The sequence below is a fragment of the Aeromonas sp. S15(2024) genome, assembly GCF_041402265.1.
GTDB classification, from domain to species: Bacteria; Pseudomonadota; Gammaproteobacteria; order Enterobacterales; family Aeromonadaceae; genus Aeromonas; species Aeromonas dhakensis.
This window is the reverse complement of record NZ_JBGLQY010000011.1, coordinates 1-13196: the sequence shown is the minus strand read 5'-3', so window position 1 is coordinate 13196 and position 13196 is coordinate 1. Positions and strand designations below refer to the sequence as shown.

At 65.3% G+C, this 13196-nt stretch carries 11 protein-coding genes and 1 tRNA gene; 7 read left to right on the top strand and 5 right to left on the bottom strand.

The features are described from left to right. Positions 1-104: 104 nt before the first annotated feature. Positions 105-2252 carry a prolyl oligopeptidase family protein gene (locus ACB033_RS18435; protein WP_139725127.1) on the bottom strand — a complete coding sequence of 716 codons (2148 nt, stop codon included), beginning with the start codon at positions 2250-2252 and terminating at the stop codon, positions 105-107. A 234-nt stretch (positions 2253-2486) separates the two neighbouring features. On the opposite strand from ACB033_RS18435, the gene ACB033_RS18430 reads away from it, so the two are divergent. The 5 genes from ACB033_RS18430 (at position 2487) to ACB033_RS18410 (ending at position 6685) form a co-directional block, all read left to right on the top strand. Then, complete coding sequence (locus ACB033_RS18430) at positions 2487-3695, top strand: threonine synthase (RefSeq protein WP_371140671.1); 1209 nt, start codon at positions 2487-2489, stop codon at positions 3693-3695. Further along, positions 3692-4357: an amino acid ABC transporter permease gene (locus ACB033_RS18425; RefSeq protein ID WP_139725129.1), complete on the top strand. Its 666-nt coding sequence runs from the start codon at positions 3692-3694 to the stop codon at positions 4355-4357. Before ACB033_RS18430 ends, ACB033_RS18425 begins: the two co-directional genes overlap by 4 nt. Before the next feature lie 74 nt (positions 4358-4431). Further along, positions 4432-5094 (top strand): amino acid ABC transporter permease, encoded by a 663-nt coding sequence (locus ACB033_RS18420; protein ID WP_139725130.1) that lies wholly within the window; start codon positions 4432-4434, stop codon positions 5092-5094. Beyond that, positions 5091-5852 carry an amino acid ABC transporter ATP-binding protein gene (locus ACB033_RS18415; RefSeq protein WP_139725131.1) on the top strand — a complete coding sequence of 254 codons (762 nt, stop codon included), beginning with the start codon at positions 5091-5093 and terminating at the stop codon, positions 5850-5852. The genes ACB033_RS18420 and ACB033_RS18415 overlap by 4 nt, the downstream gene beginning before the upstream one ends. Next, positions 5849-6685 carry a transporter substrate-binding domain-containing protein gene (locus tag ACB033_RS18410; RefSeq protein ID WP_139725132.1) on the top strand — a complete coding sequence of 279 codons (837 nt, stop codon included), beginning with the start codon at positions 5849-5851 and terminating at the stop codon, positions 6683-6685. Before ACB033_RS18415 ends, ACB033_RS18410 begins: the two co-directional genes overlap by 4 nt. 301 nt (positions 6686-6986) lie before the next feature. On the opposite strand, the gene ACB033_RS18405 is transcribed toward ACB033_RS18410, so the two are convergent. Continuing rightward, positions 6987-8933: a MacB family efflux pump subunit gene (locus ACB033_RS18405; RefSeq protein WP_139725133.1), complete on the bottom strand. Its 1947-nt coding sequence runs from the start codon at positions 8931-8933 to the stop codon at positions 6987-6989. Between the two features lie 2 nt (positions 8934-8935). Further along, the gene (locus ACB033_RS18400; protein ID WP_139725134.1) at positions 8936-10096 is read right to left on the bottom strand and encodes an efflux RND transporter periplasmic adaptor subunit; all 1161 of its coding nucleotides are present in this window, start codon (positions 10094-10096) and stop codon (positions 8936-8938) included. Between the two features lie 161 nt (positions 10097-10257). On the opposite strand from ACB033_RS18400, the gene ACB033_RS18395 reads away from it, so the two are divergent. Together ACB033_RS18395 and ACB033_RS18390 are read left to right on the top strand one after the other, a co-directional pair. Then, a complete protein-coding gene (locus ACB033_RS18395) occupies positions 10258-10938 on the top strand; it encodes a response regulator transcription factor (RefSeq protein ID WP_139725135.1) in 681 nt (226 codons plus the stop codon). After that, on the top strand, positions 10935-12218 hold the full coding sequence (locus ACB033_RS18390; protein WP_162519857.1) for an ATP-binding protein: 1284 nt from the start codon (positions 10935-10937) through the stop codon (positions 12216-12218). The genes ACB033_RS18395 and ACB033_RS18390 overlap by 4 nt, the downstream gene beginning before the upstream one ends. A 29-nt stretch (positions 12219-12247) precedes the next feature. Here the strand turns inward: ACB033_RS18390 and ACB033_RS18385 are convergent, their stop codons facing one another. Both ACB033_RS18385 and ACB033_RS18380 read right to left on the bottom strand, forming a co-directional pair. Continuing rightward, complete coding sequence (locus ACB033_RS18385) at positions 12248-12748, bottom strand: NUDIX domain-containing protein (RefSeq protein ID WP_139725136.1); 501 nt, start codon at positions 12746-12748, stop codon at positions 12248-12250. A 357-nt stretch (positions 12749-13105) separates the two neighbouring features. Next, a tRNA-Asp gene (locus ACB033_RS18380) sits at positions 13106-13182 on the bottom strand. Positions 13183-13196: the final 14 nt, after the last annotated feature.

The window sequence follows — 13196 nt, the reverse complement described above, 5'->3', positions numbered from 1 at the left end:
GGCGAGACAGGGATGGTCGCAGGTCGGCGTTCAAACGCGCGGCAATAAAAAGGGCCCCGCAGGGCCCTGATGATAGTGGATGGCTGACGCCCGTCTCGCTCGGATCAAGGCTGACGCGGCAGCTCCCGGTAGCCCATCTCGTACAGGGTGAAGGCATAGATGTCCGCACTCTGCTCGATAAGCTTGGCCACCGGCGTACCCGCCCCGTGCCCGGCATTGGTCTCGATGCGGATGAGCTGGGGATGGGGGCCGGCATCGTCGGCCTGCAGGGTGGCGGCAAACTTGAAGGAGTGGGCCGGCACCACCCGATCGTCGTGATCCGCCGTGGTCACCATAGTCGAGGGGTAGCTGACCCCGGGTCGGACGTTGTGCAGCGGCGAGTAGCCCTTCAGGTAGTCGAACATCGCCTCGCTGTCGGCGCTGGTGCCGTAGTCATAGGCCCAGCCCGCCCCGGCGGTGAAGGTGTGGTAGCGCAGCATGTCGAGCACCCCCACCGCCGGCAGGGCGACCCGCATCAGATCCGGCCGCTGGGTCATCACGGCCCCCACCAGCAGACCGCCGTTGGAGCCACCGCGGATCGCCAGCCGATCGGTGCGGGTGTAGCCCTCGGCCTTGAGGTACTCGGCCGCCGCGATGAAGTCGTCGAACACGTTCTGTTTGTTCTGCTGGGTGCCCGCCAGGTGCCAGGCCTGACCGTACTCGCCGCCCCCGCGCAGGTTGGCCACCGCATAGACGCCCCCCAGATCCAGCCAGTTGGCTACCGACACGCTGAAGCTCGGGGTCAGGCTCACGTCGAAACCGCCGTAGCCGTAGAGGATGGTCGGGTTGCTGCCATCGAGTTTCAGCCCCTTGCGGTAGCTGATGATGAGCGGCACCCGGGTGCCGTCCTTGCTCTGGTAGAAGCGCTGCTCGGAGACGTAATCCTCTGGTTTGAACGGCGCCGCCGAGGCGCGATAGAGGCTGATGGCACCGCTTTTTGGCTCGAACCGGTAGAGAGTGGGCGGCTGGGCATAGTTCTCGAAGCCGAAGTAGAGGGCGGGATCATCGTGCTTGCCGTTGAAGCCGCTGACGCTACCAAGGCCGGGCAGCGCCACCTCGCGCACCCGTTTGCCCTCGTAGTCGAACTGCTCGACCCGGGCGGTGGCATCCACCATGTATTCGGCGAACAGATAGCCGCTGCCGCTGTGCACCGTCAGCACCTGCTGACGCTCGGGGATAAGGTCGCGCCAGCGGGCCGGCCCCGGGTTGGCGGCATCCACCGTCACCAGCCGACGGTTGGGGGCGTCCCGGTTGGTCAGCAGGTAAAGGGTGCCGCCCTTGTTGTCCACTAGGCTCACATCCGCGTCCAGATCCCCCTGCACCGTCAACAGCGGCGCGTTCTCCTGGCTCAGATCCTTCACATAGAGGCGGTTGCCGGAGGTGGAGTTCGCCGCCGAGATGAGCAGGAAGCGGTCATCCTCTGTGACGGTCGCCCCCACGTAGCGGTGGTGCTGGGCCGGGATGGCGCCGAACACCAGCCGGTCATCCTCCTGCGCCGTGCCGAGCCGGTGGAAATAGACCTTGTGCTGATCGGTCCTGGCCGACAGCTCGCTGCCGTCGGGCTTGTCGTAGCTCGAGTAGAAGAAGCCCTCGTTGCCGAGCCAGCTGATGCCGCTGAACTTCACGTCCTTGAGGGGCGCCTCCAGCGGCTGCTTGCTCTCCACGTCCATCAGGTGGATCTCGCGCCAGTCGCTGCCCGCCAGCGACAAGGAGTAGGCCAGGATGCGGCCATCGCGGGAGAAGCTCAGCTGATCCAGCGCCGTGGTGCCGTCGGGGCTGAGGGTATTGGGATCGAGGAACACCTCGGCCGGCTTGCCCTCCTGCTGGCGCCACAGCACGTTCTGGTTCTGCAGGCCGTCGTTCTTGAAGAAGTAGTGGTAGCGCCCCTCGCGAAACGGCGCCCCCTCCTTGGCGTAGTTCCAGGAAGAGGCGAGCTTCTCCTTGATGGCGGAGCGATACGGGATCTGTGCCAGATAACCCTGGGTCACGGCGTTCTGGGCCTTGACCCAGGCCTCGGTCTCGGGGCTGCGATCATCCTCCAGCCAGCGATAGGGGTCGGCCACGGCCTGACCGAAGTAGTGATCCACCTGCTCACCCTGGCGGGTGACGGGGTAGTGAAGGCGCGCTTTCCCTGACATGGCATCCTCTCTGGTTGGCTGGCCGCTGCACGCACAGAGCAGTGACAGGGCCAGCAGGCTGACAATCGCTCGCATCGATGCGGCTCCCTGCAATTTCGGTGAAGCGGGCAGGTTAGCAAAGAGTGCCGGATGGCCCAACCCCCCAGCGGGTGACCAGGCAACATGAGCGGGAAACCGCCACAACCCGGAGTTATCGGAGTCATATGAATTTTTTCGCTTAGGTTTGCCAGTTTATTTTGTTTGTTATCCGGCACTTGGGTCACAGGATGGAATAAGCGACTGACCATCTCGACTCATCCAGGATAAAGCATGCCGTACAGCTACCTATCACATCTGCGTTGCAGCAAGACCGGCGAGGTTGTGGATGCCGATCAGCCCCAGCAGCTGAGCCCGGTCGGCGCCCCCTTGCTGGCCAGCTACGACCTCGAGGCCCTGAAGCAGGCCTGGCATCCGGCCGCCCTGCTGGGTCGCCCCGCCAGCCTGTGGCGCTACCACGAGCTGCTGCCGGTGCGCGACCCCGCCCAGGTGGTCACCCTGGGGGAAGGCTTCACCCCGCTGTTGCCGCTGCCGCGCCTCGGCAAGCAGGTCGGCATTCCGGATCTCTGGATGAAGGATGAGAGCCTCACCCCCACCGGCTCTTTCAAGGCCCGCGGCGCCGCGGTCGGCGTCTCCCGCGCCCGTGAACTCGGCGTCACCCACTTCGCCATGCCCACCAACGGCAACGCCGGTGCGGCCTGGGCACTCTACGGCGCCCGCGCCGGCTTGCTCAGCACCATAGTCCAGCCGCAGGCGGCCCCCGCCATCACAAGACTGGAGAGCGCCCTGGCCGGTGCCCGCCTCTATCTGGTGGACGGCCTCATCAGCGACGCCGGTCGCCAAGTGGCCGAGGCGGTGGCCGAGCAGGGGCTGTTCGATGCCTCCACCCTCAAGGAGCCCTATCGCATCGAGGGCAAGAAGACCATGGGGTTTGAAATCGCCGAGCAGCTCGGCTGGACCCTGCCGGACGTGATCCTCTACCCCACCGGCGGCGTCGGTCTCATCGGCATCTACAAGGCGCTGCGGGAACTGCAGGAGCTGGGCTGGGTGCAGGGGCCGCTGCCGCGCCTGGTGGCGGTGCAGGCGAGCGGCTGCGCCCCCATCGTCCAGGCCTGGCAGCAGGGGGAGCGCGAATCGCGCTTCTGGCCCGACTCCCAGACCCTGGCGTTCGGCATCAACGTGCCCAAGGCGCTGGGGGATTTTCTGGTGCTGGACGCCCTCTATCGCACCGAGGGCTGCGCCGTCACGGTGGAAGATGGCGCCATCCAGCGCGAGCTGCGTCAACTCGCCTCCCAGGAGGGCTGCTTCGTCTGCCCGGAAGGGGCGGCCGCCTTCGCCGCCGCCCGCCAGCTGCGGGAAGCGGGCTGGATCCAGGGGGGCGAGCGGGTGGTGGTACTCAACACTGGTGCCGGCATCAAGTACCCGGACGCCATCACGGTCGTGCCCCAGCGACTGCGCCGCGACGGGAGGATCCCGGCATGAGCTTCGACTGGTCTTTTGTCCTCACCACCCTGCCGGCGTTCGGCCAATCGGTCTGGGTCACCTTGCAGCTCGGCGCCATCGTGATCCTCACCTCGCTCGGCGTGGCGCTGCTCAATGTGACGCTGCAAAGCCTGCATCGGCCCTGGCTGAACAGGGTGATCCGCGCCTATGTGGAGCTGGCCCGCAACACGCCGCTCTTGATCCAGCTGTTCTTTCTCTACTTCGGGCTGCCGGCGCTCGGTCTGTCGTTGTCGGGCTTTGCCACGGCGGTGATCGCCATGACCTTCCTCGGCGGCGGCTACCTGACCGAGGCGCTGCGGGCAGGCGTTCAGGCAATCCCCCCCAGCCAACTGGAGGCGGGGCGGGCCATCGGCCTCTCCCGCTGGCAACTGCTACGCCACGTGCAGCTGCCCCAGGCCTGGCTCGCCAGCCTGCCGGCGCTGTTTGCCAATTTCATCTTCCTCTTGAAAGAGACCACGGTGGCCTCGGCGGTGGCGATGCCGGAACTGCTCTACACCACCAGGAACTACATCGCCCTCTACTACAAGACCTACGAGATGCTGGCGGTACTGACCTTGATGTGCGTGCTGATCTTTCTGCCGCTGTCGCTCGCCCTGCGCGTCGTTGAAAGGAGGCTGCAACATGGTCAGTTCGGTCATTGAGCAACTGATGAAGGCACCTATTGTCCTGCTGCCGCCGTCACTCGCCACCCATGCACAAAGAAGGAGGGCTCGCTATGGCCAGTCCGGTCACTGAGCAGCTGACGCAGGCGCTACCGCTGCTGGCGGTGGGCGCGGGCCAGACCCTCGCCATCTCCCTGCTCGCCATCCTGCTTTCCACCCTGGGCGGGGTCGGTTACGGCGTGCTGGCCCAGCAAGGGGGAAGGCTGACGCGGGTAGTGTTGCGAGTCTATCTGGAGCTGTTTCGGGTGGTGCCCGTGCTGGTCTGGCTCTACCTCTTCTTCTTCGGGCTGCCGATCTTCTTTGGCCTGGATATCCCGGCCTTCTGGTGCGCCGTGCTGGTGCTGACCCTGTGGGGCGCCAGCGAGGTAGGCGAAGTGGTGCGCGGCGGCCTCAACTCCCTCGCCCGCGGCCAGCAGGAGGCCGGCCTGGCGCTCGGGCTCTCCCGCTGGCAGCTCTATCGCCACGTGCTGCTGCCTCAGGCGCTGCAACGGCTGACGCCGCCGACCATCAACATCTACACCCGCATCATCAAGACCAGCTCGCTGGCGGTGCTGATCGGGGTGGTGGAGGTGATCAAGGTGGGCCAGCAGATCATCGAGCGCACCTATGGCTCGCTGCTCATCTACGGTCTGCTGTTCCTGTTCTTTTTTCTGGTCTGCTATCCGCTCTCGCTCGCCTCACGCCGGCTGGAGCAACAATGGGGTAATGCGGTATGACACCTCTGCTTGAGCTCAATGCTGTCAGCAAACAATTCGGCCAACACCGGGTACTGGATGAGGTCAGCCTCACGGTGCACGCCGGGGAAGTGATCGTCATCCTGGGGCCGAGCGGCTGCGGCAAGAGCACCTTGCTGCGCACCCTCAACGGGCTCGAACCCATTCAGGGGGGCGAGATCCGCTTCGACGGAGAGTTGCTGGATGCCAGCACCGACTGGCAGCGGCTGCGCCAGCGCATCGGCATGGTGTTCCAGAGCTATCACCTGTTCCCCAACCTGACGGTGCTGGAGAACGTGCTGCTCGGCCCCCTGCAGGTGCAGAAGCGGGAGCGGGCCGAGGCCCTGCTGCAGGCGGAACAGCTGCTGACCCGCATCGGCCTGTGGGAGCGGCGCCACGACTATCCACGCCAGCTCTCCGGTGGCCAGCAGCAGCGCATCGCCATCGTGCGGGCCCTGTGCATGAACCCGCAGGTGATGCTGTTTGACGAGGTGACCGCTGCGCTGGATCCCGAGATGGTGCAGGAGGTGCTGGAGGTGATCCGCGATCTCGCCGGTAGCGGCATGACCCTGCTCATCGTCACCCACGAGCTTGCGTTCGCCCAGGCGGTGGCGGATCGCATCGTCTTCATGGACGGTGGCCACATCCTAGAGCAGGCCGCCCCCCATCAATTTTTCGAGCACCCGCGCAGCCAGCGTGCCCGCCAGTTCCTCGCCAAGTTTTCTTATACAACTGTCATCAAACGAAAGGAGTCAGCATGAAAAAAATCACCTCGGTTCTGTTTAGTGCCTTGTTGGGACTGGGTCTCGCCAGCGGCGTCGCCCATGCGGCGGACGGTTCCCTCGCCAAGATCAAGGCCCGTGACAAGCTCATCGTCGGCGTCTTCACCGACAAGCCCCCGTTTGGCTACGTGGACGAGAAGGGCAACTACGTCGGCTTTGACACCGACCTCGGCCGCCGTTTCGCCAAGGATCTGCTGGGAGACGAGAACAAGGTCGAGTTCGTCGCGGTGGAGCCCGCCAGTCGCATCCCCTTCCTGCAGAGCGACAAGGTGGATCTCATCCTCGCCAACATGACGGTGACCCCGGAGCGGCAGCAGGTGGTGGACTTCACCAACCCGAACCTCAAGGTCGCGGTGCAGGTGCTGGTACCGGAGAAGAGCGCCGCCAAGGGGCTGGACGATCTCGCGGACAAGACCCTGATCGTCACCACGGGCACCACGGCCGACATCTGGCTGACCCGCAACCACCCGGAGTGGAAGGTGCTCAAGTTCGAGAAGAACACCGAATCCCTGCAGGCGCTGGCCCAGGGCCGTGGCGATGCCTATGCCCAGGACAACCTGGTGCTCTTCAGCTGGGCCAAGGAGAACCCGGGCTATCGGGTGTTGCCCGAGAAGTTGGGCTCGGAAGACCCCATCGCGCCGGCGGTGAAGAAGGGCAATATCGAGCTGCGTGACTGGGTCAACGACCGTCTCGCCAAGCTGGGGGAAGAGAAGTACCTGCTGAAACTCTACGACCAGTATGTGCGCGAACACTTAAGCGCCGATACCGATCCGAACGACGTGATAGTGGAAGGAGGCAAGTGGCAGGGCTGAACCTGCGAAGTGCTGAGAGTGTGATGTGTGAAGTCTTGGTTCCGTTGGTCCGCAAACCGCAAGGTTTGACCTTTCAGGCGTCCCCCTCGGGTGGCGCCTTTTTTTCGCATGGGAAAAAGAACCGGGCCAGGGGCCCGGTTGAAAACCCGCGCAGAGCAGGCTGTGTCACGTCGATGACACGGTTCAGGCTGCCGGACTGGCACGGGATGCCGTCCGGCCAATTCGCCGCGCCGCCGGGGGCGGGATGAGCCCTCGGCAACGCCGGCGAATGGGTTGGCGCAGCGGGCGCCGAAGAGAGTGCCTACTCCCGCTCCAGGGCGTGGATGGGGTCCATCCGCGCCGCCCGCCGCGCCGGGAAGAAGCCGAACAGCACGCCGATGAGGCTCGAGCAGAAGAAAGCCATCAGCACGGCGTCCAGGGAATAGCTCAGGGTAAACTGGCTGCTGAAGTGCTCGAACAAGACGCCGACCAGCAGGGAGAGCAGCACCCCGGCCGCCCCGCCCAACAGGCAGACCAGCACAGCCTCGATCAAGAACTGCTGCAGTATGTCGCCGGTTCTGGCCCCCACCGCCATCCGCACGCCGATCTCGCGGGTGCGCTCGCTCACCGACACCAGCATGATGTTCATCACCCCGATGCCGCCCACCACCAGGGAGATGAGCGCAATCATGGCGATCAGCAGGGTCAGGGTGGCATTGGTGCTGGTGATCGCCTGACGGATGCTGTCGGTGTTGAGCACGAAGAAATCCTGAGCGCCGTGCCGTTCACGCAGCAGGCGGGTGATGCCATCCTCGGCGGCGGCCAGCGCCACCTCGTCCTGCACCCGCACGCTGATGCTGCGCAAGTGACTCAGGCCCAGCATCCGCGTCATGGCCGTGGTGTGAGGGATCCAGACGTTGAGATTCTCGTCGCTGCCAAAGCCGCTCTGGTTGCGGGCCACCACCCCGATCACCCGGCACGGCAGGCTACCCAGCAGGATCACCTGACCGAGCGGCGACTCCCCCGCGGCAAACAGGCGCGCCAGGCTGTTCTCATCGATCACCACCTCCTGCGCCATGTCGGCCACGCTGGTGGCATCGAACAGCATGCCTTGCAGCAGTCGATAGCCGCGCACCTGGAAGAACTGCTCCCCCACCCCGTTCACCGAACCCAGTACCGCCTGACTGCCCCGGCGCAGGGTGACGCTGGTGGCCAGGCTGGGGGTCACGCTGTGCACATAACCGAGCCCGGCGAGAGCGTCGGCGTCCTCCACCCTGAGGGTCTGGACCGCCTCGGCCCGCCGATCGCCGAAGCCGCTGCCGGGGAAGATCTCCAGAGTGCTGGTGCCCATGGCATTGATGTTGGCCAGCACCTGCTGCTGGGATCCGCGCCCGAGCGCCACCACAGACACCACGGCGGCAATACCGATGATGATGCCGAGCATGGTGAGGAAGGTGCGCATGCGCTGGGCCTGCATGGCCAGCAGCGCCATCTTGAAGGCGGCGCCGAGCCGCCCGGCCAGACCGCCGCGTGCCCCTTCGCCGACCCGGGACCCAATGTGCGCGGGAAGCGGCTGTGCCGGCTCGCGACGACGGTCGGCCACCACCTCGCCATCTTTCAGCTCGATGATCCGCTCGGCCTGCTCGGCGATCGCCATGTCGTGGGTCACGATCACCAGCGTATGCCCCTCGCGGTGCAGCCCATTCAATATGCCGAGCACCTCGGCCCCGCTCTGGCTGTCGAGGGCGCCGGTCGGCTCGTCCGCCAGGATCACCTGACCGCCGTTGATGAGGGCGCGGGCAATGCTGACCCGCTGCTGCTGACCGCCGGAGAGCTGGCTCGGCTTGTAGTCGAGCCGGCTGCCTAGCCCGAGTCGCTGCAGCAGGCTCTCGGCCCGCGCCTTGCGCGCATCGCCGGCCAACCCGGCATAGAGGGCGGGCAGCGCCACGTTGTCGCGGGCACTGAGATCCCCCAGCAGGTGGTAGCGCTGAAAGATGAAGCCGAAGTGCTCGCGGCGCAGGGTCGCCAGCGCATCGGCGGTCAGCCGGCTCGTCTCCCGTCCGGCCACCCGGTAGTCACCCTCGCTCGGCTGATCGAGGCAGCCCAGAATATTGAGCAGGGTCGACTTGCCGGAGCCGGAGGCGCCGACGATGGCCACCATCTCCCCCCGCGTTATGGTCAGGTCGATGCCCTTGAGCACCTCGACGCGCCGCTCCCCGTCGCCAAAATGGCGGCGGATGCCGCTCAATTGCAGCAGTGGTTCTCTCATCATCACATCCCCATGGGCGGACCCATCCGCTCGCTCTGCTGGTGCTGGGCCGTCAGCTGGCTCACCACCACGGCCTCACCCTCCGCCAGCCCGTCCAGGATCTGGGCATCCACCTTGTTGTTGAGGCCGACCTTCACCTGCCGCCATTGCGGGCGACCGGTCTCATCCACCACCTGCACCCGCCCCTCGCTCAGGGCGATGGCCGGGATCACCAGGGCGTTGCGCTCGGTTGCCAGCACAATGTGCACCTGGGCCGTCATGCCGATGCGCAGGGCCCGCTGCGGATTTTCCACCTCGAACAGGCCGTTGTAGTAGACGGCCGTGCTGGTCGAACTGCTGCTGGTCGTGTCGTCGTTGATGGTGTCGGGGGCGGGCTCGATGGCACGCAGGCTGGCCTGGTAGCGCTGCTCGGGCGCTCCCAGCACGGTGAAATAGCTGGGCAAGCCGGCCTTCACCCTGATCACGTCCGCCTCCGAGATCTGCGCCTCCACCGTCATGGTGTCGAGCCGTGCCACCTTGACCATGGTCGGGGTACTCTGCACCGCGTTGACCGTCTGCCCCTGCTCCACCGGGATCGCCACTATGGTGCCCGCCATGGGGGAGACGATGCGGGTGTAACCCAGATTCACTTTGGCGGTATCGACCGCGATGCGGGCCTGCACCGCCTGCGCCGTCAACGCCCGGATGTCGGCACGGGTGGCCGTCAGGGTCGCCTCCGCGCTGTCGTAGTCGGCCTGACTGCCCAGTCCGCGAGCCAGCACCTTGCACTGGCGCTCGAAGGCCAGCTGGTTGTTGCGCAAAGTTGCCCGGCGCGAGGCCAGCTGGGCCTGCACGTTGTCGAGAGCTGCTTCGGCATCCTTGAGGGCGTTCTGCTGGGTGAGATCGTCGATCTCGACCAGCAGATCACCCTGCCTCACCTCGTCCCCCAGTGCCACGTGCAGCGCCTTGATTTGCCCCGACACCTGGGCCCCCACACTCACCAGCTTCTGGGCCTGCAGGGTGCCGTCGGCCAGCACGCTCTGCTCCAGATCCCGCCGCTCGACCGAAGCCGTGATATAGGCGGCAGCCGGCGCCGCCCTGGAAGGCAGCCACAGCCAGCCGGCGCCGACCAGCACCAGGGCGGGCAGCAGCAGGCGAACAACGGGGAGACGGACAGGGGGCATCGCGGATATCCTTGGCTTAAACAGAGGGTGAAGCAGACCCGGGCAATCTACTCCAATGTCCGGTTAAGCCTCTTGCAGGGCAGTGTAAGGATTGCGTAAAAGCAGCTGTCAGGCGGAGACGGACACGGGAAAATGGCGCCAACCCGAGACGGAGAAGAGCGATGAAGATCCTGCTGGTGGACGATGATCTGGAGCTTGGCACCATGCTGAGCGAATACCTGGGCGGCGAAGGCTTTGCCACCACCCATGTGCTGACCGGCAAGAGCGGCGTGCAGCACGCCCTCTCCGGCAACTATGCCGCCGTGGTGCTCGACATCATGCTGCCCGATCTGAATGGCAGCGAGGTGCTGCGCCAGATCCGCCGCGACAGCCGGATCCCCGTCATCATGCTCACCGCCAAGGGGGACAATATCGATCGGGTGATCGGACTCGAGATGGGGGCCGATGACTATGTGCCCAAGCCCTGCTACCCGAGGGAGCTGGTGGCCAGACTGAGGGCCGTGCTGCGCCGGGTCGAGCCTGCCCCCGCCCATCCGGGCAAAGAGCAGGGTCTTCGCCTTGGCGAGCTGGTGCTCTCCCCCGCCACCCGTCAGTGCCACTGGCAAACGCAGCCACTGGAGCTGACCGCCACCGAGTTCAACCTGCTGGAGCTGCTGCTGCGCTCGCCGGAGCGGGTGGTCAGCAAGGATGAGCTCTCCCTGCACGGGCTGGGCCGCCCACGCGAGCCCTATGATCGCAGCGTCGATGTGCACATCTGCAATATCCGCCAGAAGCTGCAGACCCTGGCGGGGGACGACATCGGCATCGAGACGGTGCGCAGCATAGGATACCGGCTGGCATGATCCTCAAGGGGCGCCTGTTCTGGAAGATCTTGTTCGGCTTCTGGTTCACCATCATCATGATGAGCCAGCTGCTGTGGGTGGCCTTCAGCCTCTATCGCCATGAGGGACCGCCGGAGCAGCGGATGGCAAGCCAGCTGGCCGAACGCCAGCTGGAGGCGGCCGCCAGCCTGTTGCAGCGACAGGGACCGGCTGCAGTCGCAGCCCTGCAGGCCAGCTGGCCGGCTCAGGAGCGAAGGCTGCTTCAGCTTGAACCGATCACAACAGAGCCAGCCACGACGCAGAGCGGCCGCATCCTGCTGGGGGCAGATGGCCAGCGCTATCGGCTCGACTACGACGGCGCCGGCCTGCAGCAGTTGCTGGCCCCGCCCCAGCCCCATCGCAACTGGCTCAACATGCCGCCCCCCATGTGGTGGATCGGCGGGCTTGGCGGCCTCTTCTTCAGTGCCCTGCTCGCCTGGCACCTGACCCGTCCCATGAACCGCTTCCGACAGGGGTTCGCGCGCCTCGCCCAGGGAGATCTGGCAGTGCGCCTCTACCCCGCCATGCGGCGGCGCCACGACGAGATCAGCGATGCGGCCCGCGACTTCGATGCCATGGCCGAACGGCTGCAACTGCTGGTGGAGAGCCGCGAGCAGCTGCTGCACGACGTCTCCCACGAGCTGCGCTCCCCCCTTGCCAGGTTGCAACTGGCCATCGGTCTTGCCCAGCAGGATCCGGCCAGGATCGAGGGTTCCCTCGAGCGGATCCAGCTCGAGACCCAGCGCATGGACAAGATGATCGGCGAGCTGCTGACCCTCACCCGTGCCGGCCATGGCGAGCGGGACGGCGAGGAGTATTACGATCTGCAGGGGCTGGTCGACGCCGTGGTGAGCGATGCCCGCTACGAGGCGCAGCACATGGGGGTCGAGATCAAAACCTGGGTGGATGAAGCCCGGGAGTACACGGTCTGCGGACAGGCGGAGCTGATCCGCCGGGCCCTCGACAACGTGCTGCGCAATGCCCTGCGCTTCTCGCAGGCGGGCCAGTGCATCCACCTGACCCTGATGCACCAGGGCAGCGAGTTCGTCATCGAGGTGGCGGATCAGGGGATGGGGGTGGATGAGAGCAAGCTCTCCAGCATCTTCGATCCCTTCGTGCGGATCGGCTCCCCCGCCGCAGGCAAGGGCTATGGGCTGGGCCTTGCCATCACCCGCAAGGCCATCCAGGCTCAGGGCGGGCGGGTCGACGCCAGAAACGGCGAAGAGGGCGGCCTGATCGTCACCCTCCACCTGCCGGGCTAGCTGCTCCGCCCTGTCATCACAGCGATCGGTTAGCCCCGCAGCCGCTGCAACTGGTTGATGGCGGCGCCGGTAGAGCGAAAGGCAAACTCGGCAGGGGCAAGGCCGGCCAGCTTGCGCCACTCGCAGGCGGCCACATCATCGGCCGCCACCACCAAAGGCTTGTCTGCCAACTCCAGCAAGAACACGGTATCGCAGGTGTGATAGATCACATCGTCATAGGGATAGACGTTGGCATAGGAGCCCAAGTAGCGCGGCGTCTCCCCCGTCAGGTTCAGCCCCAGCTCCTCCTTGAGCTCCCTCACCAAGGCTTCCTCCAACGATTCGCCGGGATCGACGAAGCCACCCGGCAGATCCAGCAACCCCTTACCGGGATCCCGGGCCCGCACCGCAACCAGCAGCTCGTCCTGCCAGCACAGTGCCACCATCACGGCCGACGCCACATTCTGGAAATAGTGAAAACCACAGCCACAGGCAAACTCTTTCTCGCTGTGCTGTTGCAGCGTTCCGGAACCACAACGCGGACAAAACATAGGGGGACTCTCATCTGACACCAAAGGCGCATTGTATGCCGAACCCCATCCCTGATGAAAAGCCTTGAGGCACAACACCCATAACGTGATAAATCAGCGGGATATAAAAGAGGGAGAAGAGGTAATACTGCGGGAAGCAAACGAAAAAAAGCCCAGTCTTTTGACTGGGCTTCTTAAGTAGTGGCGAAGCGGACGGGGAGACGGACAGAGTCCGGCTCAAGCACAAAGGACAACAGACAGGGACCGAGTTGCCAGTGGCAAGTCGCAGCCCTGGCGGTTGTCTCTTGTTTCCTCATCCCGTTTGCAAAAGCCAGATAGCAAAAAGGCCTTCCCGTCAGGGAAGGCCTTTCAATTTAGTGGCGGAGCGGACGGGACTCGAACCCGCGACCCCCGGCGTGACAGGCCGGTATTCTAACCGACTGAACTACCGCTCCGCATTCGGTTAGCT